General features: G+C 43.8%; 32 protein-coding genes. 26 read left to right on the top strand and 6 right to left on the bottom strand.

Annotated elements, in window-relative coordinates; all coding sequences use genetic code 11:
* The first annotated feature begins 3 nt into the window (after positions 1 to 3).
* The 3 genes from atpG to NSQ09_RS03355 are packed head-to-tail and all read left to right on the top strand — an operon-like array spanning position 4 to position 2,736.
* Entirely contained in the window at positions 4 to 867 is an 864-nt protein-coding gene (gene atpG, locus NSQ09_RS03365; protein ID WP_003244388.1) for an ATP synthase F1 subunit gamma, read from the top strand.
* Between the two features lie 25 nt (positions 868 to 892).
* Positions 893 to 2,314, top strand: a complete 1,422-nt coding sequence (atpD, locus tag NSQ09_RS03360; protein ID WP_003227686.1) for a F0F1 ATP synthase subunit beta — start codon at positions 893 to 895, stop codon at positions 2,312 to 2,314.
* Between the two features lie 23 nt (positions 2,315 to 2,337).
* Entirely contained in the window at positions 2,338 to 2,736 is a 399-nt protein-coding gene (locus tag NSQ09_RS03355) for a F0F1 ATP synthase subunit epsilon (protein ID WP_014478254.1), read from the top strand.
* Positions 2,737 to 2,769: 33 nt separating this feature from the next.
* Here the strand turns inward: NSQ09_RS03355 and NSQ09_RS03350 are convergent, their stop codons facing one another.
* Positions 2,770 to 3,243, bottom strand: coding sequence for a hypothetical protein (locus tag NSQ09_RS03350; RefSeq protein WP_026113663.1), 474 nt, complete (start codon positions 3,241 to 3,243; stop codon positions 2,770 to 2,772).
* A gap of 169 nt (positions 3,244 to 3,412) precedes the next feature.
* Here NSQ09_RS03350 and NSQ09_RS03345 point away from each other — a divergent pair, with 169 nt between their 5' ends.
* From NSQ09_RS03345 to NSQ09_RS03250, 20 genes are all read left to right on the top strand, one after another.
* On the top strand, positions 3,413 to 3,643 hold the full coding sequence (locus NSQ09_RS03345) for a DUF1146 family protein (RefSeq protein ID WP_003227691.1): 231 nt from the start codon (positions 3,413 to 3,415) through the stop codon (positions 3,641 to 3,643).
* 131 nt (positions 3,644 to 3,774) lie between these two features.
* A complete protein-coding gene (locus NSQ09_RS03340) occupies positions 3,775 to 4,515 on the top strand; it encodes a YwmB family TATA-box binding protein (protein WP_017696012.1) in 741 nt (246 codons plus the stop codon).
* A 33-nt stretch (positions 4,516 to 4,548) separates the two neighbouring features.
* Positions 4,549 to 5,859, top strand: coding sequence for a UDP-N-acetylglucosamine 1-carboxyvinyltransferase (gene murA / locus NSQ09_RS03335; RefSeq protein ID WP_003227695.1), 1,311 nt, complete (start codon positions 4,549 to 4,551; stop codon positions 5,857 to 5,859).
* 195 nt (positions 5,860 to 6,054) lie between these two features.
* On the top strand, positions 6,055 to 7,086 hold the full coding sequence (spoIID, locus tag NSQ09_RS03330) for a stage II sporulation protein D (protein ID WP_014481182.1): 1,032 nt from the start codon (positions 6,055 to 6,057) through the stop codon (positions 7,084 to 7,086).
* Between the two features lie 385 nt (positions 7,087 to 7,471).
* On the top strand, positions 7,472 to 8,155 hold the full coding sequence (locus NSQ09_RS03325; RefSeq protein ID WP_041334706.1) for a vWA domain-containing protein: 684 nt from the start codon (positions 7,472 to 7,474) through the stop codon (positions 8,153 to 8,155).
* A gap of 130 nt (positions 8,156 to 8,285) precedes the next feature.
* The gene (locus tag NSQ09_RS03320) at positions 8,286 to 8,426 is read left to right on the top strand and encodes a hypothetical protein (RefSeq protein WP_014481180.1); all 141 of its coding nucleotides are present in this window, start codon (positions 8,286 to 8,288) and stop codon (positions 8,424 to 8,426) included.
* Positions 8,427 to 8,478: 52 nt separating this feature from the next.
* Positions 8,479 to 9,153: a vWA domain-containing protein gene (locus NSQ09_RS03315; RefSeq protein ID WP_041334709.1), complete on the top strand. Its 675-nt coding sequence runs from the start codon at positions 8,479 to 8,481 to the stop codon at positions 9,151 to 9,153.
* A 94-nt stretch (positions 9,154 to 9,247) separates the two neighbouring features.
* Positions 9,248 to 9,409: a hypothetical protein gene (locus tag NSQ09_RS03310; protein WP_003227706.1), complete on the top strand. Its 162-nt coding sequence runs from the start codon at positions 9,248 to 9,250 to the stop codon at positions 9,407 to 9,409.
* Positions 9,410 to 9,641: 232 nt separating this feature from the next.
* Positions 9,642 to 10,430: a formate dehydrogenase accessory sulfurtransferase FdhD gene (fdhD, locus tag NSQ09_RS03305; protein ID WP_047183330.1), complete on the top strand. Its 789-nt coding sequence runs from the start codon at positions 9,642 to 9,644 to the stop codon at positions 10,428 to 10,430.
* Positions 10,431 to 10,445: 15 nt separating this feature from the next.
* Positions 10,446 to 11,471 carry a GTP 3',8-cyclase MoaA gene (moaA, locus tag NSQ09_RS03300; RefSeq protein WP_003243488.1) on the top strand — a complete coding sequence of 342 codons (1,026 nt, stop codon included), beginning with the start codon at positions 10,446 to 10,448 and terminating at the stop codon, positions 11,469 to 11,471.
* Positions 11,472 to 11,662: 191 nt separating this feature from the next.
* A complete protein-coding gene (rapB, locus tag NSQ09_RS03295) occupies positions 11,663 to 12,796 on the top strand; it encodes a response regulator aspartate phosphatase RapB (RefSeq protein ID WP_003227715.1) in 1,134 nt (377 codons plus the stop codon).
* A 155-nt stretch (positions 12,797 to 12,951) separates the two neighbouring features.
* Positions 12,952 to 13,431, top strand: coding sequence for a hypothetical protein (locus NSQ09_RS03290; protein ID WP_003244390.1), 480 nt, complete (start codon positions 12,952 to 12,954; stop codon positions 13,429 to 13,431).
* 72 nt (positions 13,432 to 13,503) lie between these two features.
* Complete coding sequence (gene csbD, locus NSQ09_RS03285; RefSeq protein ID WP_144453655.1) at positions 13,504 to 13,692, top strand: stress response protein CsbD; 189 nt, start codon at positions 13,504 to 13,506, stop codon at positions 13,690 to 13,692.
* 296 nt (positions 13,693 to 13,988) lie between these two features.
* Positions 13,989 to 14,171 carry a transporter substrate-binding protein gene (locus NSQ09_RS23070; protein ID WP_144453657.1) on the top strand — a complete coding sequence of 61 codons (183 nt, stop codon included), beginning with the start codon at positions 13,989 to 13,991 and terminating at the stop codon, positions 14,169 to 14,171.
* A 207-nt stretch (positions 14,172 to 14,378) separates the two neighbouring features.
* The gene (locus tag NSQ09_RS03275) at positions 14,379 to 14,573 is read left to right on the top strand and encodes a hypothetical protein (protein WP_119899878.1); all 195 of its coding nucleotides are present in this window, start codon (positions 14,379 to 14,381) and stop codon (positions 14,571 to 14,573) included.
* Between the two features lie 158 nt (positions 14,574 to 14,731).
* On the top strand, positions 14,732 to 15,049 hold the full coding sequence (gene ureA / locus NSQ09_RS03270; protein ID WP_242304427.1) for an urease subunit gamma: 318 nt from the start codon (positions 14,732 to 14,734) through the stop codon (positions 15,047 to 15,049).
* Positions 15,046 to 15,420 (top strand): urease subunit beta, encoded by a 375-nt coding sequence (gene ureB, locus NSQ09_RS03265; protein WP_088327157.1) that lies wholly within the window; start codon positions 15,046 to 15,048, stop codon positions 15,418 to 15,420. Before ureA ends, ureB begins: the two co-directional genes overlap by 4 nt.
* Positions 15,417 to 17,126: an urease subunit alpha gene (gene ureC / locus NSQ09_RS03260; RefSeq protein ID WP_095844008.1), complete on the top strand. Its 1,710-nt coding sequence runs from the start codon at positions 15,417 to 15,419 to the stop codon at positions 17,124 to 17,126. The genes ureB and ureC overlap by 4 nt, the downstream gene beginning before the upstream one ends.
* Before the next feature lie 134 nt (positions 17,127 to 17,260).
* Positions 17,261 to 17,662: an Rrf2 family transcriptional regulator gene (locus NSQ09_RS03255; RefSeq protein ID WP_003227734.1), complete on the top strand. Its 402-nt coding sequence runs from the start codon at positions 17,261 to 17,263 to the stop codon at positions 17,660 to 17,662.
* Between the two features lie 67 nt (positions 17,663 to 17,729).
* Positions 17,730 to 18,371 (top strand): NAD(P)-dependent oxidoreductase, encoded by a 642-nt coding sequence (locus NSQ09_RS03250; protein WP_326131675.1) that lies wholly within the window; start codon positions 17,730 to 17,732, stop codon positions 18,369 to 18,371.
* 34 nt (positions 18,372 to 18,405) lie between these two features.
* Here the strand turns inward: NSQ09_RS03250 and NSQ09_RS03245 are convergent, their stop codons facing one another.
* Entirely contained in the window at positions 18,406 to 18,789 is a 384-nt protein-coding gene (locus tag NSQ09_RS03245; RefSeq protein ID WP_014478231.1) for a DUF5362 family protein, read from the bottom strand.
* A 144-nt stretch (positions 18,790 to 18,933) separates the two neighbouring features.
* On the opposite strand from NSQ09_RS03245, the gene mta reads away from it, so the two are divergent.
* Positions 18,934 to 19,707: a transcriptional activator Mta gene (mta, locus tag NSQ09_RS03240; protein ID WP_041334739.1), complete on the top strand. Its 774-nt coding sequence runs from the start codon at positions 18,934 to 18,936 to the stop codon at positions 19,705 to 19,707.
* Positions 19,708 to 19,727: 20 nt separating this feature from the next.
* Here mta and cls read toward each other — a convergent pair whose 3' ends face one another.
* Positions 19,728 to 21,176 (bottom strand): cardiolipin synthase, encoded by a 1,449-nt coding sequence (gene cls, locus NSQ09_RS03235; protein WP_015714858.1) that lies wholly within the window; start codon positions 21,174 to 21,176, stop codon positions 19,728 to 19,730.
* A 242-nt stretch (positions 21,177 to 21,418) separates the two neighbouring features.
* Here cls and NSQ09_RS03230 point away from each other — a divergent pair, with 242 nt between their 5' ends.
* Positions 21,419 to 21,853 (top strand): DUF5392 family protein, encoded by a 435-nt coding sequence (locus NSQ09_RS03230; protein ID WP_017696028.1) that lies wholly within the window; start codon positions 21,419 to 21,421, stop codon positions 21,851 to 21,853.
* Here NSQ09_RS03230 and NSQ09_RS03225 read toward each other — a convergent pair.
* From NSQ09_RS03225 to NSQ09_RS03215, 3 genes are all read right to left on the bottom strand, one after another.
* Positions 21,850 to 21,981: a hypothetical protein gene (locus NSQ09_RS03225; RefSeq protein WP_017696029.1), complete on the bottom strand. Its 132-nt coding sequence runs from the start codon at positions 21,979 to 21,981 to the stop codon at positions 21,850 to 21,852. The genes NSQ09_RS03230 and NSQ09_RS03225 overlap by 4 nt on opposite strands.
* Before the next feature lie 158 nt (positions 21,982 to 22,139).
* Positions 22,140 to 22,658 (bottom strand): DUF5362 family protein, encoded by a 519-nt coding sequence (locus NSQ09_RS03220; RefSeq protein WP_103330048.1) that lies wholly within the window; start codon positions 22,656 to 22,658, stop codon positions 22,140 to 22,142.
* Entirely contained in the window at positions 22,655 to 23,146 is a 492-nt protein-coding gene (locus NSQ09_RS03215; RefSeq protein ID WP_080333405.1) for a GNAT family N-acetyltransferase, read from the bottom strand. The genes NSQ09_RS03220 and NSQ09_RS03215 overlap by 4 nt, the downstream gene beginning before the upstream one ends.
* Before the next feature lie 140 nt (positions 23,147 to 23,286).
* Between NSQ09_RS03215 and spoIIQ the strand changes: the two genes are divergently transcribed.
* Complete coding sequence (spoIIQ, locus tag NSQ09_RS03210) at positions 23,287 to 24,159, top strand: stage II sporulation protein spoIIQ (protein WP_014481160.1); 873 nt, start codon at positions 23,287 to 23,289, stop codon at positions 24,157 to 24,159.
* The last annotated feature ends 426 nt before the right edge of the window (positions 24,160 to 24,585 follow it).

The following is a 24,585-nucleotide window of genomic DNA, read 5'->3' as shown; positions in this document are numbered from 1 at the left end:
TCTTTGGCCTCATTACGCGATATTAAGTCAAGGATCACGTCAACGAAAAAAACAAGTCAGATTACAAAAGCCATGCAGATGGTATCTGCGGCTAAGCTGAATCGTGCTGAAAACAATGCAAAATCATTTGTGCCATATATGGATAAAATCCAAGAGGTTGTGTCAAACGTCGGAAGAGTTTCCGGCAACGTGAAGCACCCGATGCTTCTCAGCAGAGAAGTGAAAAAAACGGCATACCTTGTCATTACGTCTGACCGCGGTCTTGCCGGCGCTTTTAACAGTTCGGTTTTACGGAGTGCTTATCAGGCCATGCAAGAACGTCATCAGTCTAAGGATGAGTATGCGGTGATTGCCATCGGAAGAGTGGGCCGTGATTTCTTTAAGAAACGGGAGATTCCGATCATTTCCGAGTTAACAGGACTTGGGGATGAAGTAACGTTTACAGAAATTAAAGATCTTGCCCGTCAAACGATCCAAATGTTTATAGACGGTGCGTTTGATGAATTGCACCTTGTTTATAACCATTTTGTCAGCGCCATTACTCAAGAAGTAACGGAGAAAAAACTTCTGCCGTTATCTGATTTGGGCAGCGGCGGCGGAAAAAGAACGGCGTCTTATGAATTTGAACCATCTGAAGAGGAGGTTCTGGAGGTTTTGCTTCCTCAATATGCAGAAAGCTTAATCTTCGGTGCGCTTCTTGACAGTAAAGCAAGTGAGCACGCTGCAAGAATGACGGCGATGAAAAATGCGACAGACAACGCGAAGGAACTTATCGATTCACTTTCGCTTTCTTACAACCGCGCTCGCCAAGCAGCCATCACACAAGAAATTACGGAAATTGTCGGCGGAGCAGCCGCTTTAGAATAGAAAGATTTTGTCAGGAGGGATAGCGATGAAGAAAGGACGCGTTAGCCAGGTATTAGGACCGGTCGTCGACGTGCGTTTTGAAGACGGTCACTTGCCTGAAATTTATAATGCGATTAAAATTTCACAGCCAGCTGCAAGTGAAAACGAAGTAGGTATTGATTTAACGCTTGAGGTCGCTCTTCATTTAGGTGATGATACAGTCCGTACAATCGCAATGGCATCTACGGATGGTGTTCAGCGCGGTATGGAAGCTGTAGATACAGGAGCGCCAATCTCAGTACCGGTTGGTGATGTAACACTTGGACGTGTATTTAACGTTCTCGGAGAAAATATTGATTTGAATGAGCCGGTTCCTGCGGATGCGAAAAAGGATCCGATTCACAGACAGGCGCCTTCATTCGATCAGCTTTCAACAGAAGTTGAAATTCTTGAAACAGGTATTAAAGTTGTTGATTTGCTTGCTCCTTACATTAAGGGTGGTAAAATCGGATTGTTCGGTGGTGCCGGTGTAGGTAAAACCGTATTAATCCAGGAATTAATCAACAACATCGCGCAAGAGCACGGCGGTATCTCTGTATTCGCCGGCGTAGGAGAGCGTACTCGTGAAGGAAACGACCTTTTCTACGAAATGAGTGACTCTGGCGTAATCAACAAAACAGCCATGGTATTCGGACAAATGAACGAGCCGCCGGGCGCACGTATGCGTGTTGCTTTGACAGGCCTTACAATGGCTGAGCACTTCCGTGATGTACAAGGACAGGACGTACTGTTCTTTATCGATAACATTTTCCGTTTCACACAAGCGGGTTCAGAGGTTTCAGCCCTTCTTGGCCGTATGCCTTCAGCGGTTGGTTATCAGCCGACGCTTGCAACTGAGATGGGTCAGCTCCAAGAGCGTATCACGTCTACGAACGTTGGATCAGTTACATCTATCCAGGCGATCTACGTGCCTGCCGATGACTACACTGACCCGGCGCCGGCGACAACGTTCGCTCACTTGGATGCGACAACAAACCTTGAGCGTAAATTAACTGAAATGGGTATTTACCCTGCGGTTGATCCGTTGGCATCTACATCACGCGCCCTTGCTCCTGAAATTGTCGGAGAAGAGCATTATGCGGTTGCGCGTGAAGTACAGTCAACGCTTCAGCGTTACAAAGAGCTTCAAGATATCATTGCGATTCTCGGTATGGATGAATTAGGCGAGGAAGACAAACTTGTCGTTCACCGCGCACGCCGTATCCAGTTCTTCCTTTCTCAGAACTTCCACGTGGCTGAACAGTTCACTGGACAAAAAGGTTCTTACGTGCCTGTAAAAGAGACGGTACAAGGCTTCAAAGAAATCTTAGCCGGTAAATATGACCATCTTCCAGAAGATGCGTTCCGTCTTGTAGGCCGTATCGAAGAAGTTGTTGAGAAAGCAAAAGAAATGGGTGTAGAAGTTTAATCTGGTCCTAGGAGGGTAAAAGCATGAAGACCGTTAAAGTCAATATCGTTACTCCCGACGGCCCAGTATACGATGCGGATATCGAAATGGTGAGTGTGAGAGCCGAAAGCGGCGATCTCGGTATTTTGCCAGGCCATATTCCAACCGTGGCTCCTCTTAAAATCGGCGCTGTCCGTCTGAAAAAAGACGGGCAGACTGAAATGGTTGCCGTCAGCGGCGGTTTTGTAGAAGTCCGTCCTGATCAGGTCACCATCCTTGCCCAGGCTGCCGAGACAGCGGAAGGCATCGATAAAGAGCGCGCTGAAGCTGCACGCCAGCGGGCGCAGGAGCGTTTGAATTCTCAATCAGATGATACTGACATTCGTCGGGCTGAGCTTGCGTTACAGCGGGCTTTGAACAGATTGGATGTAGCAGGGAAATAAGAAAAAATCCTTCTCTTTATGAGAAGGATTTTTTTATGAACGAACAAGAGAATCAAACAGCGACAGCAGCGGGCGATCCTCTTCTTGGCGAAGGTATAAACCATCACAGGCATTCATTGTATGCCACGATTTGCGATGTCTTCTAAAGCCAAGTGTATAAGCGCCGTCTTTATAGGGATAAGGTTTTACAACCCATTCAGCATCTTCATGGCGGGCAATCACGCAATCTATAAGATAAACACTGATCATTTTCTCGAATTCTTCAATAGGAAGATTCCAATCAGCAAGCAAAAGCTCTTGTATACTTTGAAAATAAAGGTTTTCAAGCTCTTCAAGGCTTTCTCTCGTATAGGTAAGAGAAATGTTAAAAAACTGACACAATTCATTCAGTTCTTCAATCTGTGACTGTCTATAATCATAATAGAATGCAATTGCTTCCCATTCCTGATCAAAAATTGGCAGGTCCTCACCATATTGCTTTTCAGGCTGAAAAAAAGAATGATTCACATTTGCCAGCTCCTTTCCAATAAAGTATACCATGTAAAAGAATCGCACTTTAAGCGGGGATTAGCCCTAGATTTGGCTGATTATTCCGTTCTGTATAAAATGTATCATCTTTATCTGTGCTTCTTATATAATAAGAAAGGGTATAAACGCAGAGAAAGGAGTGTAATAGATGAGTGTATTGGGACAGCAGGCTGCAATCGGCATTGTCGTTCACCTGATTTTTATAGCAGTGACTTGGTGGGCGTTGCAAGCCGTCAATATAGATCCGTTAATCAAAAAAGGCAAAGTCGTGCAGGCTAGACTCCTGATGATTTTGCTGACAATCGCCATTGGAACGGCCGTTGCCAATTTCTTTTTAGATTATCTCAATTATTCACAGCAGCTTCCCTATCTATTTTAATAGGTTTTGAACATTATCATTAAATGGTTGGGAGAAGCGGGTTGAAGCGAATAGCTCGAGTTTTGACGAAGATTTTTACGTATGGCGCCTCTTGCCTCCGGTAAAACTGGGGATAAGGGGGAGAGATGAACATGAAGAAAAAACAAGTAAGCCACGCTATTATCATTTCCGTCATGTTAAGCTTCGTCATTGCTGTTTTCCATACCATTCACGCGAGTGAATTAACGCCGTTAGCACAGATGGCAGAGGGGATGGAACGCCAAGATGTGTCAATAGATAAGTGGACATTGCATGCAAAACAAAACATGTCACTGACCGAAAAAGAATTTTATCAAAAAGTGCAACGTTTAAAATCAGAGTATCGTCAATATGATTGGGTGATTGCACGGGAAGATAAAATGATAAAGGCAATTGGCACATATACTGACAAAAAAAATCGTACTTCTTTTAGACTGCAGCTTGTCACAACCCTCAAAAAACACAATCCAACTTCGTATTTATTATATGAGCAAATGAGTCTAGAGACACCGGATAGCTGGAATGATACATATGAACAGTTTGAACGGGAGACACTTGGGATATTCCAAGAAAAAGTAGTTATTTTTACTTGTCTAAATGGTCACTTAGATGATAATATGAATATTGTTTTGCAAAAAAAAGCAAATCAGTTATTAAATGAATTTCAAGCAAGATCAGTAGAACATGTAGTTGAGCCAAATTTCGTTTCTATTTCTGCGTTTACAGATGAGTGGGAAGAGTACATTATGACCTCGAAACATAAAATGAATTTGCAAATTGCACTTAGAAGTGCAGAAATGGGCGGAAAACATACCGTTACGGTTGGCACACCAATCGTTACGACTGAATATTAATATAGAGAATTTAGGGACGCGGAGGGGAATACCTTGGAAAAAATCATCGTCCGCGGCGGTCAGAAGTTAAACGGCACAGTCAAAGTTGAAGGCGCTAAAAATGCCGTTTTACCTGTTATCGCTGCATCTTTATTAGCAAGTGAAGAAAAAAGCGTAATTTGTGATGTACCTACGCTCTCCGATGTATATACAATTAACGAAGTGTTGCGTCATTTAGGAGCAGATGTGCATTTTGAAAATAATGAAGTGACTGTAAATGCTTCATACGCTTTGCAAACTGAAGCACCTTTTGAATATGTTCGTAAAATGCGTGCGTCTGTGCTTGTCATGGGGCCGCTTCTTGCGCGTACAGGTCATGCAAGAGTTGCACTTCCGGGCGGATGCGCAATTGGTTCCAGACCGATTGATCAGCATTTAAAAGGTTTTGAAGCAATGGGCGCAGAAATCAAAGTTGGTAATGGCTTCATTGAAGCTGAAGTAAAAGGCCGACTGCAAGGCGCAAAAATTTATCTGGACTTCCCAAGTGTAGGAGCTACAGAGAACCTGATTATGGCAGCCGCTCTAGCTGAAGGAACAACAACGCTGGAAAACGTGGCAAAAGAACCCGAAATCGTTGATTTAGCAAACTATATCAACGGCATGGGCGGAAAAATCCGCGGAGCTGGCACCGGCACCATCAAAATTGAAGGAGTCGAAAAGCTTCACGGCGTAAAACACCATATTATTCCTGACCGCATTGAAGCGGGCACATTTATGGTTGCTGCTGCAATCACTGAAGGAAACGTATTAGTAAAAGGAGCCGTTCCTGAACACCTCACCTCTTTAATTGCAAAAATGGAAGAGATGGGTGTAACAATTAAGGATGAAGGTGAAGGTCTGCGTGTCATCGGCCCGAAAGAACTTAAACCGATTGACATCAAAACAATGCCTCACCCGGGCTTCCCGACTGATATGCAGTCACAAATGATGGCGCTTCTGCTTCGTGCAAGCGGCACAAGCATGATTACAGAAACCGTTTTTGAAAACCGTTTTATGCATGCGGAAGAATTCCGCCGTATGAATGGTGATATCAAGATTGAAGGACGTTCTGTCATCATTAACGGTCCTGTACAGCTTCAGGGAGCTGAAGTTGCAGCGACTGATTTGCGTGCAGGTGCAGCGCTGATTCTTGCGGGGTTAGTGGCTGAAGGTCACACACGTGTTACTGAATTGAAGCACTTAGACCGCGGTTACGTTGATTTCCATCAGAAGCTTGCCGCTCTGGGCGCAGACATCGAACGTGTAAATGATGAGTCTGCTTCTGAGCAAGAGAATAAAGAAGTCGTTTCTGACTTAAATGCATAAACTTACTTGAAAATCAGTATGTCACTCTGGCATACTGGTTTTTTATTTTTTGTGTATTATCATCATTATGCGCAAAATAGCAAAAAAGAATACGTAAATGACAAATAAAGTTTCTGTCCAAAACGAGAGTCATATTAGCTTGTCCCTGCCCATAGACTAGACTAGAGTCGAATCCCGAGCAGGAGGCAGCTGAATATGAAACAATTCGCAATCACACTATCCGTACTATGTGCATTGATTCTCTTGGTTCCCACACTCTTGGTTATACCATTCCAGCATAATAAGGAAGCGGGGGCCAGCGTAGAATCAGAAAAGACAGCAGTCAGCACGAAACCAGCATCGAAAGGAGCAGAAACATTGAAAGCATCACCTGTTTCTATTCCCGTCTATCGAACCGCAAATCAATCCGTAGAAAACATTCCGCTTGAAGAGTATGTGATTGGAGTCGTCGCCTCCGAAATGCCGGCAACCTTTAAACCTGAAGCACTGAAAGCCCAGGCGCTTGCCGCCAGAACATTTATTGTCAGACTGATGGTGTCAAATTCAGCGGTAGAAGCTCCTAAAGGCTCACTGGTGGATGATACACAGATGTTCCAGGTGTATAAAAGCAAAGCGGAGCTGAAAAAACAGTGGGGCACAAGCTATGAGACAAAACTGAAGAAAATCACAGATGCGGTAACCAGTACGCAAGGCAAAATCTTAACGTACAACAACCAGCCGATTGAAGCATCCTTTTTCTCCACAAGCAACGGCTACACAGAGAATGCAGAAGCTTATTGGACAAGTGCTATCCCATATTTAAAAAGCGTCAAAAGCCCATGGGATAAAAAGTCTCCGAAATATAAGGCAACGAAAACCTTTACAGCGGCAGAATTTCAGCAAAAGCTTGGCGTCAAGCTGGATGGATCTAGCGCAGTAGGGAAGATTACCGGCGAGACACCGGGCCACCAGGTCGCAACTGCCGTCATTAACGGCAAGACGCTGAAAGGAAGAGACATACGTGAAAAGCTGGGTCTCAACTCCGCCGATTTTGAATGGAAGCGAAATGGAGACACAATTACAGTCACGACGAGAGGATTTGGCCACGGTGTGGGGATGAGCCAATACGGAGCGAATTTTATGGCCAAAGAAGGCAAAACGGTTGATGACATTGTAAAGTACTATTACCAAGGCACACAAATTTCTGAGGCAGATGCGTTTTTGAATAAATATATGGCGAAAAAGTAGAAAAAGGCGCTCTTTGGGCGTCTTTTTCTGTTCTTGAATGTCATTTATCTAAGAGCAGCTGCAACGGTTTAGAGGAGCTTCTGACCGTCTTTAAGGATCAGTCCTTTTTTCCTGATTTCAGGCTTTGAGATTGTGGTAAAGTCATCCACATTTGTCGACAGACTTCGACAGACTCATATAACGAAAGCCGAAAGGCGGACAATCTTCTCTTTTCATAGGGGCGTTAGGTGGAAATCACTAATAAAAACATAGGTTTCTATGCAAAAGTAAACAACAGCAATGGGGAAGCCCGCCCTATTTATTTCTCGGTTTTTGTTGATTACGATAGATTATGTTCAGCGTTGAACATCTGCACGCAGAAACAAATTGGTAAAGGGGTACGAACATGAAGAAAAGACTTTCACTGATCATGATGACAGGATTGCTTTTTGGATTAACTTCACCTGCTTTTGCAGCTGAAAAGACAGAAACGGAGGCTAAAGCGCCGGCGAACGTGGCGGTCTTGCTTGATGCCAGCGGAAGTATGGCGAAAAGAATAGATGGTGTATCTAAATTTAATTCAGCCAAAAAAGAAATTTCAAAGTTTGCGAGCTCACTGCCAGAAGGAACTCAGGTGAAAATGAGCGTGTTTGGCTCTGAAGGAAACAATAAAAATTCCGGAAAAGTTCAGTCATGTGAAGCCATTCGCAACGTATACGGCTTCCAAAGCTTTAACGAGCAAAGTTTCCTCAATTCTCTCAATACAATTGGGCCGACTGGCTGGACGCCAATTGCCAAAGCGCTGAACGAGGCGAAATCTTCTTTTGACCAGCTTGATGCAAAAGGGGAAAAAGTGGTGTATCTGTTGACAGACGGTGAGGAAACGTGCGGAGGAAACCCGATTAAAACAGCAAAGGAACTGCAAAAAGAGAATATCACTGTTAATGTGATCGGCTTTGATTATAAAGAGGGATACAAAGGCCAGCTGAACGCAATTGCGAAAGTAGGCGGCGGTGAATACTTCCCGGCTTATACCCAAAAAGATGTTGAGAAAATTTTCACTCAGCAATCACTAATGTTATCTAAATAAGAAAAAAGAGGCTGGTGATGGTCAGCCTCTTTTTGTATGTAACAAAAACTTCAAAACTAATTAGCTGTCTGCCTGTAGCATAGTAGCAGATTTCCGTTTTTCTGTCATAATCAAGGCGAAAAAAGAATGAATGATCACACAATCTGTTTATGCTTTCTGGGCGGAAATGGCTAAAAATGAACGGCATTTCAAGCGATTTTGGACAGATCGTGAAAGCAGCATAAAAGGCAGCATGTCCTATATCTTTTTGCATTTTCGTATTCTAGCATAAAGAAGAATCCAACATATAGTTGGAAAATACGAAAAATAAAGGAAGTAATCATATGAAAAAATTGCTGGCTGCCGGTATCATTGGATTGTTGACTGTTTCCATTGCCTCCCCGTCTTTTGCCGCTGAGAAACAGGCTGATTCAAATGTAGCTGTTTTGTTTGACGGAAGCGGAAGCATGGTTCAAAAAACAGGAGGAGAGCGCAAAATAGACATTGCCAAAAAATCAGTAAAATCTTTTGCCGAACTCCTTCCGAAGGATACAAATCTTATGCTTCGCGTTTTCGGGCATGCAGGGAACAATAAACTGTCCGGTAAAGCCCTTTCGTGCAGTACGACGGAAACCATTTACGGCCTTCATCCATATGAAGGGTCTCTGTTTGACAATTCATTGAGTGAGCTCAAGCCGACTGGATGGACACCGATTGCCAAAGCACTTGCAGACACAAGAAAAGAATTTGAAGCATTTGACGCAGACGGGAAAAACGTGGTGTATTTAATCACTGACGGTGAAGAAACGTGCGGCGGAGACCCTGCGGCAGAAATCGAAAAGCTCCGTGCATCAAATGTGGATACGATTGTAAACATCATTGGCTTCAACTTTGATGTCAAGGGTAATGAAGAGATGAAACAAGCAGCTGTCGCTGGCGGCGGAGAATATATTTCAGCGAACAGTGCGGATGAGTTCGAACAGGCTTGGGAAAAAGAAGCACAAAAATTTACTGAGTAAGGAACCTAAAGATCAGGCGCTCCCCCAGGCGCCTTTTTTTATTGGTTTAAAAACAATTTGGGCGGGAATGATACCCTAAAAAGGGGTTGAACATATGAAATTATTCGGAATGATTTTTCTTATAGCCACCGTTGCATTCATATTGCTTGGTGTTCTTCTAAAACTGGCAGCCTTCTTTTTTGTCAGCATTCTCACCTTGATCGCAGCTATTGTGCTGTTTACGGTTCTGAAAAAGAATCAGCATAATCAAACATAGAGTCCTTTATATAGAGGGCTCTCAGCGTGTCGACAAACCCCGCGTTCGTTGTCAATGCACATTGGTAAAAGGAACGGCGGCTAAATGCTTAGGCGCCCTGCCTAAACACCGCCGTCATCACATCCTGTGAAAGCCCTTTATATAGAGGGCTCTTTTTGTGTCTCAGAATTCGACAAAATCCGAGGAGTGTGAAAAAATATAAAGGCAGGAACATTGCGGAGGGGAAGAGACATTGAACGATAAAGTAACTGCGGTCAGGGATGTATGGCGCTATGAACAAGGGGAAATAAGCAAAGTAGAAGACCGGATGGTGACGGAATTCCCTTTGACAGTGATACTGAATGGCAGTGAATTTGTGACGCTCGTTTGTACGCCTGAGCATATCGAAGAGCTTGTCATCGGATTTCTCGCATCAGAGGGTGTTATACGATTTCAAAAAGAAATTAAAAGGTTTACAATAGATGAAAGTCTCGGTTTTGTATATGTCGACCTCGTTCACCCTGAGACATTGGATCAAAAGGATTATACGAAACGGGTGATCGGCTCATGCTGCGGAAAGGGCCGTCATTTTTATTTTCAGCAGGATGTCAAAACAGCCAAGACGGCTGTCAGCCAAATCAAGATATCGCCTGAGGCATGTTTGGCGCTTATGAAAGACATGCAGCAAGGGAGCGGGACGTTTCAGGATACGGGAGGCGTCCATAATGCGGCGCTTTGCGACACAGAGAAGCTTCTGTTGATGCGCACCGATATCGGTCGGCACAACGCACTTGATAAACTATACGGACACTGCCTTCTAAACGGGATGTCCGTACGTGACAAACTGATTGTGTTCAGCGGCAGAATCTCATCAGAGGTCCTGTTAAAAGCGGCCAAAATCGGCGTGTCGATTGTCATTTCCAAATCGGCCCCGACGGAGCTTGCGGTTCAAATGGCTGAAGAATTGAATATCACAGCGATTGGATTTGTCAGAAACGGATCATTTAATGTATATACACACCCTGAGAGAATCAGGGGATAGGAAGGGGCTGTAGCTATGATTACAGAGTCGCGTCAGATGTTGGATAAAAGAAACAGACCGCTGAGAGACCTTCGCATTTCTGTTACAGACCGCTGCAACTTCCGATGCACGTACTGTATGCCCGCCGAATTATTCGGCCCGGATTATCCTTTTTTAAAGAAAGAGGAGCTGCTTTCATTTGAGGAGCTGGAACGGCTTGCGACATTGTTTGTCACAAGATTTGGCGTTGAAAAAATCCGCCTGACCGGCGGAGAGCCCCTCATGAGAAAGGATATGCCGGAATTAATCAAAAAACTGGCCCGCATACCGGGTATTCGTGACATCGCGATGACGACAAACGGATCACTGCTGCCTGTTTATGCTAAGAGGCTCAAGGAGGCTGGGCTGAAAAGGGTTACGATCAGCCTTGATTCTTTAGAAGACGAGCGTTTTAAGAAGATAAACGGGCGCGGTGTTTCTGTCAGCAAGGTGCTGGAAGGCATTGAAGCGGCGAAGCAAGCGGGGCTCGGTGTTAAAATCAATATGGTCGTTCAAAAGGGCGTCAATGAAAAAGATATACTGCCTATGGCCCGTTATTTTAAAGAAAAAGGGCATATCCTGAGATTCATTGAATTTATGGACGTAGGCAACACCAACCAATGGGAAAAGAAAGACGTCATGACAAAGGCGGAAATCATAGATTTGATCAATAAACACATGCCGGTTGAGCCGATAGCGCCTAATTATATAGGCGAAGTGGCTTCCAGATTCCGCTACTTGGACGGCTCCGGAGAAATTGGCGTCATATCATCTGTATCTGATGCATTCTGCGGATCTTGCAACAGAGCCCGTCTTTCTGCGAGAGGAGAGCTGTTTACCTGCTTATTCGCTTCAAGCGGATTTGACCTCAGAGCTCCGGTTCGCCAGGAATTAAGTGATGACGAACTATCAGAAATGATCGGGACAGTATGGAAAAATCGGATCGATCAGTATTCAGTCGATCGTACGCTATCAAAAGCATCTGGCAAAAAGAAAGTGGAAATGTCTTATATTGGCGGTTAATTTGAAGTCAAAAGCTTATCGGCACTGTCCGGTAAGCTTTTTTATTAGAATCCGAGTGCAAAAAATACGTAGAAAAACCGAAATATATAAGGATAGGCATAAAGAAGGAATCATTGTAAGAAAATTTAATTCCAAAGCCATACATTATGATAAAATATAACCAATTAGAAAATAGAAAGGGTTGGAGGGGCATGGCCGCGTACGAGATCCCGTCATCTCAAGTAGGAGTGAAAATCAATAAGTGGTATAAGCACATTTTAGCATTTCAAGTGGCTGATGCCGTAAAGCTGAAAGAAGAAATTGATCTAGATATCGAACAGATGGAAGAGGATCAGCTGCTTCTCCTGTATTATCAGCTGATCAGCTACCGGCACCAAATTATGCTGGATTATGTAAAGCCTGACCTGCACGAGGAATCTCAGCTTCAATATCGTGAATTGATCAAAACGCTGGAAAGCAATCAGGACAGCATCTCCGGATTATCTGAGTATTATTTTCACTTGTTTAGAGGAATGTACGAATTTGAACAGAACAATTACATCTCGGCTATATCCTTTTATCGGAAAGCTGAGAAGATGCTTGCGTTTGTAGAAGATGAAATTGAAAGAGCGGAATTTCATTTTAAAGTGGCGGAAGTCTTTTATATTATGAAGCAGACGCACTTTTCCATGAACCATGCCGTACAGGCGCTGGAGACGTATAAGGCTCACGATTTTTACAGAGTCAGAAGAATTCAATGCCATTTCGTCATATCAGGAAACTACATTGACTACAGAAATTATGAAAAAGCGCTTGAACATTTAGATGACGCGTATCGCCTTGCTTTATTGGAAGGACAGCCCCGTTTGATCGGATCAGCCCTTTATAATATTGGTAATTGCTATGATGACAAGGGGGAGCTGGATCAGGCCGCCGAATACTTTGAAAAAGCGCTTCCTGTCTTCGAGGATTATCAGCTGGAACAGCTTCCAAAAGCGCTCTTCAGCCTGACTCGCGTTCTTTTCAAAAAACAAGATAGCGAAGCCGCGATACGGTACTATGAAAAAGGGATTGCCATTGCCCAAAAACGAAACGACTTCTTCAGTCTGGCAAAATATAAATTTCTGCAGGCATTATATGTGGAATCTGTCAATTTGAATATGATTCAAGAAGTATTTGATTATATGGAAGAAAAGGGCCTGTATGTATATATTGAAGAATTTGCTTTAGATGCTGCCTCTTATTTCAGTCATCGCGAACAATATAAAGAAGCGGTGTATTTTTATGAAAAAGCGGTCAGCATGAGAGAGATGATTCAAAGGAACGATTGTTTATATGAAGTATGAGACAAAACCATCTGCTGGCAGATGGTTTTTTTTTATGCAAAAAAAGGGGAGCATCGGAACGTTTATTTCCGGGGAGAACAGGAAAAATCGCTACAGCACTGTTTTTTGAACAAAAGCCGTTTTGGGATGCAGATCTGCACGTGAGGGGGAATTCAATGTTTGGTTTTAATGATATGGTGAAGTTTCTGTGGTCTTTCCTCATTGTTCTGCCGCTTGTACAGATTATACATGTTTCAGGGCACAGCTTTATGGCTTTTATTTTTGGCGGAAAGGGATCGTTGGATATAGGCATGGGAAAAACGCTGCTTAAAATTGGACCCATACGGTTCAGAACGATTTATTTTATCGATTCTTTTTGCCGGTACGGGGAGTTGAAAATTGACAATCGATTCTCAAATGCACTCGTGTATGCAGGGGGCTGCTTGTTTAACCTCATCACGATTTTTGCAATCAATCTGCTGATTATACACAGTGTATTAAAGCCGAATGTGTTTTTCTATCAGTTTGTCTATTTTTCTACGTATTATGTGTTTTTTGCCCTGCTGCCGGTCCGATATTCGGAGAAAAAGTCATCAGACGGGCTGGCGATATACAAGGTGCTCCGTTACGGAGAGCGCTACGAAATCGATAAATAACATTAGAATGTTTATTGCCTCTCAGATCGGGAAGTTAACAAGTACACACATAATTGAGAGGGGAGAATTAACATGGGTAACGATAGTGTAAAAGACAAAATGAAGGGCGGCTTCAATAAAGCCAAAGGAGAAGTGAAGGATAAAGTCGGAAATATGGCTGACAGAACGGACATGCAGGCTGAAGGCAAAAAAGATAAGGCAAAAGGCGAAATCCAAAAGGATATCGGGAAAGCCAAGGATAAATTTTCAGATAAAGATTAATCGTACGGAAGAGGCAGGAAACGAAATGTTTCTTGTCTTTTTTTTTCGCTTTTTCTGATGTGAATAAATATAACAAAAAAAGAAGCTGATTTGGTCAAGGTAACTAAATTTTTTAAATATTCTTTGAATTAATAGGCCTCTTCTATATAATGATGACATAAGTTGTAAACTTTTATAACATCATTTGAAGAAATCAAACAAAGGGGTTTTGATGACGGAATGTACTGCACCGAAGAAAGTGTCGGAAGCCACGGGAGTGCGAGAAAACAGTTGATATCGACACAAGCGGGGATTCAGTGAAGGCCGGAATTCTTCACTCATTAAGAGGAACGGTGGCGATCAGCGAAGTGACCGTCCATGATGCGGAGTTAATGGCAATAGTCGGGTTCTCGGTATCGTGGAGGACGGCGCCTCAGACTGGCCTCCATGCCATGCTTCCGATTGCGGAGCAAAACAACGGGCTGCCATCAGGAATGTAACGTCTGGTTATGATCAATCGATGGTTTAGCACAGCCTTAGCATGGAGGTTCACCCGGGGCAGATTGTCGCTGTATTAGGCCGAAATGGAGTCGGCCATCCACTCCATAGGCCTGCTTCCGGCTAAACAGGGGGGCTATTTATTTTAATCAAACGTTTGTTCAAAGCGAAAAGGCGGCCAACAGCAGCTTGCAATCGCCAGAGCGCTGATGGTAAATCTGAAAAATATTTTACTTAATAAACAATTGGAAGGAATTCAGATTTTAATTGTCGAACTAGTCAGACAAGTTATTATAGAAATTTCCAGAAAAAAAGACATTTGTTATCTTAGTCGAGCGCAGTCTGGAAAACGCGTTAATCTGTGCTGGCTATCTTTCTGTAATCGACAGGGGAACGGTTGTTGACCATGGCAAGGCTGATGAAGAAACGGCATGCCGCTTTGAAAGGCATCTTACCGTATGACCCCCAGTCTCGAAGAAAGGGAGGTGATGTCCCGCCTGACTGTTCCGCAAATTCGTAGTAGCCGCATCTGCTTTATATGACAAAAGAAGGAGGACTACAGATGAAACTGACACCGGTTGAACAAGAAAAATTGCTCATTTTTGCAGCGGGGGAATTAGCCAAACAGCGAAAGGCGCGGGGCGTTCTGCTGAACTATCCTGAGGCTGCTGCTTATATCACCTGCTTTATTATGGAAGGCGCACGTGATGGGAAGGGAGTAGCAGAGCTGATGGAAGTCGGCCGCCATGTATTAACGGAAAAAGATGTGATGGAGGGTGTCCCTGAGATGCTTGACAGCATTCAGGTGGAGGCCACATTTCCGGATGGAGTAAAGCTTGTTACGGTACATCAGCCAATTTCTGCGGAGGTGAAGTCATGAAGCCGGGAGCATTTCAAATTGCTGAGGGAGCCATTACGATTAATGAAGGGCGTGAGATACGGGAGGTAACGGTAAAAAACACCGGATCACGCTCCATTCAAGTCGGTTCGCATTTTCATTTTGCGGAGGCCAACGGGGCTTTATTATTTGACCGTGAGCTGGCGATCGGCATGCGTCTTGATGTTCCATCAGGCACGTCGGTCCGTTTTGAGCCGGGAGAGCAGAAAACGGTCTCACTAGTGGAAATCAGAGGACGCAAGACAATTAAAGGGCTGAACGGAATGGCCGACACGTTTATCGATGAACGCGGCAAAGAAAAAACGTTGGCCAACTTAAAACAAGCCGGCTGGATGGAGGGTGTAATCCGATGAAAATGTCACGGGAGGAATATGCGGAACTGTTTGGCCCGACAACGGGCGATAAAATCAGATTGGGCGACACGGATTTATGGATCGAAGTCGAAAAGGATTTCACAGTATACGGTGAAGAAATGATCTTTGGCGGCGGAAAAACAATCCGCGACGGCATGGGCCAAAACGGCAGAATCACAGGGAAGGACGGCGCTTTGGATTTAGTTATCACCAACGTCGTGCTATTGGATTACACAGGCATTGTCAAAGCGGATGTCGGTGTGAAAGACGGCCGGATTGTCGGTGTCGGAAAAAGCGGAAATCCTGATATCATGGATGGAGTCGATCCGCACATGGTCATCGGAGCGGGGACAGAGGTGATTTCCGGTGAAGGCAAAATTTTAACAGCCGGGGGAGTGGACACGCACATTCATTTTATTTGTCCTCAGCAGATGGAAGTTGCGCTTTCTTCAGGTGTGACAACCCTTTTGGGAGGCGGAACAGGACCCGCAACAGGCAGCAAAGCGACAACATGTACATCCGGCGCGTGGTATATGGCAAGGATGCTGGAAGCGGCCGAGGAGTTTCCGATCAATGTCGGCTTCTTAGGAAAAGGGAATGCATCCGATAAAGCGCCGCTGATCGAGCAGGTGGAAGCAGGCGCCATCGGCCTTAAGCTTCATGAAGACTGGGGCACGACGCCAAGCGCCATTAAAACGTGTATGGAAGTCGTGGACGAGACTGATATTCAAGTTGCCATCCATACCGATACGCTTAACGAAGCGGGCTTTTTGGAAAACACGCTCGACGCGATCGGGGACCGGGTCATTCATACTTATCACATTGAAGGTGCAGGCGGCGGCCATGCCCCGGATATTATGAAGCTCGCTTCTTACGCGAACATTCTGCCGTCATCTACAACGCCAACCATTCCTTATACCGTTAATACGATGGATGAGCATCTTGACATGATGATGGTCTGCCACCATTTAGATGCGAAAGTGCCTGAAGATGTGGCGTTCAGCCATTCCAGAATCAGGGCTGCGACGATTGCCGCGGAGGATATTCTCCATGATATCGGTGCGATCAGCATGACATCATCGGATTCCCAAGCGATGGGGCGGGTCGGTGAAGTGATCATCCGAACATGGCAGGTAGCCGATAAAATGAAAAAACAGCGCGGCGCTCTTGCCGGCGAAAACGGAAATGACAATGTGCGCGCAAAACGGTACATTGCCAAATACACGATTAATCCGGCAATTACGCACGGGCTCAGCCATGAAGTCGGCTCGGTGGAAAAAGGGAAGCTTGCTGATCTCGTTCTGTGGGACCCGGTATTTTTCGGCGTAAAACCGGAACTGGTCTTAAAGGGCGGCATGATTGCACGTGCGCAAATGGGAGATCCGAACGCGTCCATCCCGACTCCTGAACCGGTTTTCATGCGTCAAATGTATGCGTCTTACGGAAAAGCCAACCGCTCAACCTCGATTACATTTATGTCTCAGGCAAGCATAGAGCGTGGTGTGGCAGAAAGCTTAGGGCTGGAAAAAAGGATTTCTCCAGTCAAAAATATCAGAAAGCTGAGCAAGCTGGATATGAAGCTGAATTCGGCTTTGCCGAAGATTGAGATTGATCCAAAAACCTATCAGGTCTTTGCTGACGGGGAGGAATTGTCTTGCCAGCCTGTCGATTATGTCCCGCTTGGACAAAGATATTTCTTATTCTGATAAGACGCGGCCGGAGTGCATCCGGCCGTTCTATTGACTAAAAACGGTGCACAAAACCCGTGTATTTAGTGTATATTAGATGTTGACAAACGAATCAAATGTAACTATTATAGTTACAACGGTGGTGAAAAAACATGATTAACAGCCGTCTTGCTGTTGCCATTCATATTTTATCCCTCATCTCGATGGATGAAAAAACATCTTCAGAAATCATTGCAGACAGTGTCAACACGAATCCAGTAGTCGTGCGAAGAATGATCAGCCTGCTGAAAAAAGCTGATATTCTCACCTCACGCGCAGGGGTGCCGGGTGCAAGCCTTAAAAAAGATCCTGCTGATATTTCTCTTTTAGAAGTGTACCGGGCTGTCCAAAAGCAGGAAGAACTCTTTGCGGTTCATGAAAACCCGAATCCGAAATGTCCGGTAGGGAAAAAAATTCAGAACGCTCTGGATGAAACGTTTGAAAGTGTGCAAAGAGCGATGGAAAATGAACTGGCGAGCAAGTCATTAAAAGATGTTATGAATCATCTCTTTTAATCAAAAGGGATGACTTCTCACTGCTAACATGTAACTAAAATTGTTACAAATAAGGAGGAAATGAAAAATGAAAATTGGTATTATAGGCGCAAGCGGGAAAGCGGGAAACGAGATTTTGAAAGAAGCGAAAACAAGAGGCCATGAAGTGACAGCCATCGTCAGAAACGCTTCAAAAGTGCAGGGGCAGGACGTAGCGGTTTTGGAAAAAGATGTGTTTGAACTGACTGCGGAAGACATCAAGCCTTTCGACGCGGTCGTAAACGCTTTTGGAGCAGCACCCGGCCAGGAACATCTTCATGTTGAAGCAGGAAGAGCACTAATCAGCATCTTAAAGGACGCGAAGCGCACAAGATTGCTTGTTGTTGGAGGAGCGGGAAGCCTGTTTGTTGATGAAGCCAAAACAACCCGTTTAATGGATACACCGGAATTTCCGAAAGAATATTTGCCAACTGCATCAAATCAAGGCGAGAACCTGAAAGATTTGCAGCAGACAGACTCCATTTCCTGGACGTTCCTCAGTCCTGCGGCATTTTTTGATCCGGCAGGAAAACGGACTGGCTCTTACCAAAAAGGAAAAGACAATGTCATCGTAAATGCAAAAGGCGACAGCTATATCAGCTATGCAGATTATGCCATTGCCGTGTTGGACGAGCTTGAACATCCCGAACACAAAAATGAACGCTTCACAGTGGTAAGCGAAGCGGAATAATAAAAAACCCGGAGCCAGCTCCGGGTTTTTCTCATTAATAAGTGCTGTACGTATCGCTGAAAAGGCCGTCAGCAATCCCAAGCATTAAAAAGATGAAGAAGGCGATAATCGCAAGAATGGATACAGCAATGCTTACGATCAAATAAATCCCTTGCATCTTTACGAATTTCGCGTAATTCTCCAGCATTAAGTCTTCAGACTGTCCGCTATTGTGTTCAGCCATTTGGCCTGCTTCCCTAGCTGACCTCATCAAAAAGATACCGGAAATAATTTGCAGTACGCCTGGCACGGCACCGATTAGAAAAATGAACGCGCCTGAAAGCGCGGTAATTGCGCCCATAATAATAAATAAAATGCCTGTAGCTTTTCCCCATTTCGAAATGCTGATGAGGGTTTTGTTCATTGTTTCAGGATTCATGTATACTGGCTCCCCTTTACAAAAAAATACTCACTTTTCTTTTATACACTATTTGTGAGAAGTTTTGTATATAGAAAATAACATTTTGGGGATTGACCCTAACGTTGCGTGATTGTTTACGATAAAAAAGAGGAGGTGTTATGTATGAAATATCAAGTTAAACAAGTGGCGGAGATATCAGGCGTTAGCATTCGGACGCTTCATCACTATGACAATATTAGGCTTCTGAATCCTTCAGCGCTTACTGATGCTGGGTATCGTTTGTACAGTGACGCAGACCTGGAAAGACTGCAGCAGATTTTATTTTTCAAGGAAATCGGGTTTCGTTTGGATGAAATTAAAGAGATGCTGGATCATCCGAATTTTGACCGGAAAGCGGCACTTCAGTCGCAAAAGGAGATATTGATGAAGAAAAAACAAAGAATGGATGAGATGATTCAAACAATTGACAGGACGCTTTTGTCCGTTGATGGAGGGGAAACGATGAATAAGAGAGATTTATTTGCCGGATTAAGCATGAAAGACATTGAAGAGCACCAGCAGACATACGCTGATGAAGTCAGAAAGCTGTATGGAAAGGAAATCGCAGAAGAAACAGAGAAAAGGACATCTGCATACTCGGCAGATGATTGGCGCTCGATCATGGCTGAATTTGATTCGATTTACAGACGAATTGCGGCGCGAATGAAGCATGGGCCCGATGATGCAGAGGTTCAGGCCGCAGTGGGGGCATTTCGCGATCATATTTGCCAATATCATTACGATTGCACACTCGACATTTTCAGAGGACTCGGGGAAGTGTATATCACTGACGAGCGATTTACCGATTCAATCAATCAATATGGAGAAGGTCTTGCCGCTTTTTTGCGGGAGGCGATCATCATTTACTGTGACCATCAGGAAAACCCCCGGCCGTAAAGGCTGGGGGTTTTCGCATCTTATAAGATCGGCGACAACAGCCGCGAGACGGATTCTTTTATTCGAATCCACAACGGGCGCTGCAGATACTCCTCATAGGTGAATTTTCTGGATACTAGCAAATCTTCTTTAAAAGTTGAAACCAGTTTTTTAGCAATGGTGATATCGTAAATAAATGCATTAACCTCAAAATTCAGCCTGAAGCTTCGGACATCAATGTTCGCTGTGCCGACTGAAGCGATTTCGTCATCCACCACGATGGTTTTCGCGTGAATAAAGCCGTTATCGTAAATATAGACAGTGGCTCCGGCTTTCAGCAGATCGCCGATATACGAAAGTGTCGCCCAGTATACAAAGGCGTGATCGGGCTTGTTCGGAATCATAATGTTAACGTCAATGCCCGAAAGGCAAGCGATCCTTAAAGCATCCAGCAGGCTTGCATCTGGGATAAAATAAGGTGTTTGTATCAAAATGGAACGCTTGGCGTTCGAAATCATTTTGATGTAGCCATTTTTAATTTGTTCCCATTCCGAATCAGGGCCGCTTGTGACAATCTGCATCCCGACGTTGCCTTTTGGGCCGTAATCAGGAAAGTGATTTGGAATATATGTCAGCGTATGGTGATGAGAAGCTTGGTTCCAGTCAAGGATGAACCGTGTTTGGATGGCGTGCACGGCCGTTCCTTGCAGCCGGATATGCGTATCCCGCCAATAACCGAATTTCGGATTAAGCCCTAGATACTCATCTCCGACGTTAAAGCCTCCGACATAACCGGTCATTCCGTCTATGATCACAAGCTTTCGATGGTTTCGGTAATTCAGCCGCAGGTTAATCGGCCTGAGCTTTGACGGGAAAAAGACCTCCACATGCCCGCCAGCCTCGCGAAGCTCTTTAAAAAACTTTTTTCTCAGCGTTCTGGACCCGAGTTCATCATAAAGCACTCTGACCTGAACACCTTCCTTCGCCTTTTGGATGAGAGCGTCCCGCAATTTTTTGCCTAATTCATCGCCTTTATAAATATAATACTGTAAATGGATATGATCCTTAGCCTTTGAAATGTCACTCAGCAGCCGCTGAAATTTATCCCGTCCATCTGTAATGACTTCAACTGAATTATCCTCTGTAAACACAGCATGGTTATTCATAATCAGCATATAAATTAAATCTTTGTTATCAAACGTTGCCCGGTTGTTAAACTGAAATTGCTTGGTTTCTAAATCTTCAAGCTGATGCTTCAGCAGCCTTTCAATTCCAATCTTTTTCCGGTCTTCCCATTGAAACAAATGCTTGCGTCTGAGATTATGGCCGAATAATAAGTATAAAATAAAGCCTAAAACGGGAATAAAGAAAAGAACAAGCAGCCACGCCCAAGATGCACTGGCATCGCGCCGTTCTTTGAAGATGACAATGATGGCCAAAAGAATATTTAAAATGAAAAAAAGTGATAAAAGGATGGAAGAAATACTCACTTTGTAACCCCGCTCATTCATATTTATCAAGAAGATTGCCATTAGTATTCCATGAATAACAGTGATCTGATTCCCATTACAAATTATAACACTCACATTTTAAAAGAATAAAGAGCGGCGATCCAGATTCTTCGTGAAAAATACGGGCAGATTTCTTTAAAACCAGCTTGCACCTGCGTTAAAATAAACACATATGATAACGTTCGTGAAGCTTGAAACACCAAATAAAGGGGGAGGATTACATGAACTTTTACAGAGTCGAACAAATGCCGGGGTTCATCAAAACAGAAATGCAAAAAATTCAAAAGGCCGTACAGCCTTTCATGAAAAAAACCGTCATTTACCGTTTTCTTGCTATTCCGCTTGCTGCATTCTCTCTCTTTAATTTAGCTGCTTTTTTATTTCATGCTTCAGCTGACAGGGAGTCCCTGATCAGCGCAGGCATATTCGCCCTTTTGGCGGCGCTCGGGCTCGCATTTTTTAAAGAGGCAGGCTATCAGCATAAACAAATCCAAAAAACGGTTCACATCTATATGCTGAACAGGATCAAAAAGAGCGAAATCCTTTCAGAAGAGCGGAAAAGCTCCTACGCACGACAAATAAAGGAAGAGTCTTTTGCGATGCGGAGTTTTGTTGAATTTTTGACTGAGGAAGACAGACGCAAAAAAATGTATTAAAGAAGAGCTGCACCCGGATTGTTGAGATTTTCCAGACGATCCGGGTGTGTTTTTTTGCATGCAGACACCCGAAATAAAAAGTGCGGTTTCGGATTGATTCCGACTTCATCCGTTTTTTTGATATTCATTTCTGGGTAACAGCGTTGCTTTGTTGATTTCCTCTACTAGAGATGTCTATTGTATGCTTGCTTCAGGATTTGGTGTTTACGCCGGCCTGCTTTGAATAGTCAAATAAAATAGGCATGGTTCCGTTTATATGGAACTCATGCCCTGTACTGTCTCTTCATTATTCAAACACCGGATCATCCTCATAATAATAAGAATCTGGATCATCATACGAAGGCGTGTTCTCAAAAGCAGCAATGCCGATTACCACCAGCACGAAAATGGCTACAATGATCCCGATCAGGACAGTAACGATACTGGATGCTGCATAAAACAGCTGCATTTTTATAAATGTCCCGTAATTTTCAAGCATGCTTTCGCCAGCGCTGCCGGCTAGATTTCCTTCGGCTTCCGCGGCTGCTTTTGCTGAGCGCATCAAAAATACGCCTGATATAATGAGCAGTACGCCCGGGATGGCGCCAATCACTGTCATCAAAGCAGACAGAGTGACAAGCGATCCCATAATGATTAACAAGATGCCAGAAATTTTGCCCCACTTGGCAATGTCGGATAGCGACTTGACAGCAGAGGCGCTCAGCTGGCGGGTCTCCTGTTCAACAGGTGCAGTCTCCTCTTCAACGAGGCTATTTTCTTCATTATGATTTTCAATTTCGTTTTCATCTTTATCCAGACTAATCATGAAAGCTCTCTCCCTAAAATTTTTAAATCGTATCTTTTTCCGTCCATTTCGGCGATGCCGGGGAATAGTCCCCATTCTGCAAACCCGTGCTTTTCAAACAGCTTCAGGCTTGGTTTATTATGCCCGAAAATGAAGGCCATAAGTGAGCGAATGCCAAGATTCGGGGCAATGCGGAGCGCTTCTTGAAGCAAATATGATCCAATACCTTTGCCGCGGCATGCTTCGTCAATGTATATGCTGACCTCCGCTGTTTTATTATAGGCTGGCCTTCCATAAAATGTTTCAAAGCTGATCCAGGCAGCGACGTTTCCGTTTTCGTCCTCGGCAACATAGAGCGGGCGTGACTCTGTATGTCCCAAAAACCATTCCATCCGGTCTTCAGGAGTTACCGGTTCGGTATCGGCTGTTACCATTCGAGAAGCAATCGTTGAATTATAAATCGCCACAACAGCCTCCAAGTCTTTATGTTCAGCAAGACGCAATGTCATGTTCATATGTTTTTGGCACTCCTCTCAAAAAAATACATATTTTCGTTCAGTCTGTGCAAACTACATCTAAAAAAGTTTTTTTGGATAGGTTGTATATATTTTCAGAAAAGTGTTCAGAATGTTGCTGAGGTGATGAAACAATGAGAGAGGAAGAAAAGAAAACTTCTCAAGTCAAAAAACTTCAGCAGTTTTTTCGTAAACGCTGGGTGTTCCCTGCAATTTACTTAGTCAGTGCGGCCGTCATTTTAACAGCTGTCCTTTGGTATCAATCAGTATCAAATGATGAGGTAAAGGATCAGTTGGCTGATAACGGCGGAAACTCCGCATATGACAACAACGACGATGCAGTTGAAGTAGGAAAGTCAATGGAAAATGTTGCAATGCCAGTTGTTGATTCTGAAAACGTTTCTGTTGTGAAAAAGTTCTATGAAACCGATGCCGCAAAAGAAGAGAAAGAAGCAGCACTCGTTACCTATAATAACACGTACAGCCTAAGCAAAGGAATTGACTTAGCTGAGAAAGACGGAAAAGATTTCGATGTTTCTGCTTCTCTGAGCGGTACGGTTGTTAAAGCTGAAAAAGATCCAGTGCTGGGATATGTTGTGGAAGTAGAACATGCCGACGGTTTATCGACTGTGTATCAATCTCTTTCCGAAGTAAGCGTTGAGCAAGGTGACAAAGTAAAACAAAATCAAGTGATCGGAAAATCTGGCAAGAACCTTTACAGTGAAGACAGCGGAAACCACGTACACTTTGAAATCCGTAAAGATGGGGTCGCAATGAATCCGTTAAACTTTATGGACAAACCAGTTTCTTCTATTGAAAAAGCAGCAGCTGCTGAAGAAAAAGCTGCCACCCAAGAAACAGAAGAATCCATTCAGCAATCTTCCGAGAAAAAGGACGGATCAACTGAAAAAGGAACAGAAGAAAAATCCGGTGAGAAAAAAGATGATTCAACTGACAAATCTGGTTCCAAAGAAAGCAGCACAACAGAAGACACTGAACAGTCTTAATGAAGAAAACGTCTATCCTTGTGATGGGCGTTTTTTTCTGTTACTTTTTGCTTTGTTTTACCGTCTATGTAGTTACATGTAGGCACGTACGTTATAAAGGAGGTTATGTCATGAACCGCCTATTGCTCGCAGGGAAGGACTCTTTACGAAGAAGAAGGAAATGGTTCCTGATATTCTAGAGATGACAATCAATTAAAGCTATTTGATGATATTAATGAATTTATAGCTCTAAAAGATAAAAAAACAAAGGTTTGTATTATGGTCGAATTGTAATTTTAGCTAGGAAATAAAAGCAAAGTTTTATTATAACAAGACATTTATAACGTGTATCATTATGGCACACTGTTAGCAATATGATGTCAATATATTATCCCTAAATTACAATCAAGAGTTCTAAACAGTCTTTTTGATTTTAGGTGAGTTAAA

The organism is Bacillus sp. FSL W8-1202 (assembly GCF_038006165.1).
Taxonomy (GTDB): Bacteria; Bacillota; Bacilli; order Bacillales; family Bacillaceae; genus Bacillus; species Bacillus subtilis.
This window is presented reverse-complemented; position numbering and strand designations above follow the sequence as displayed.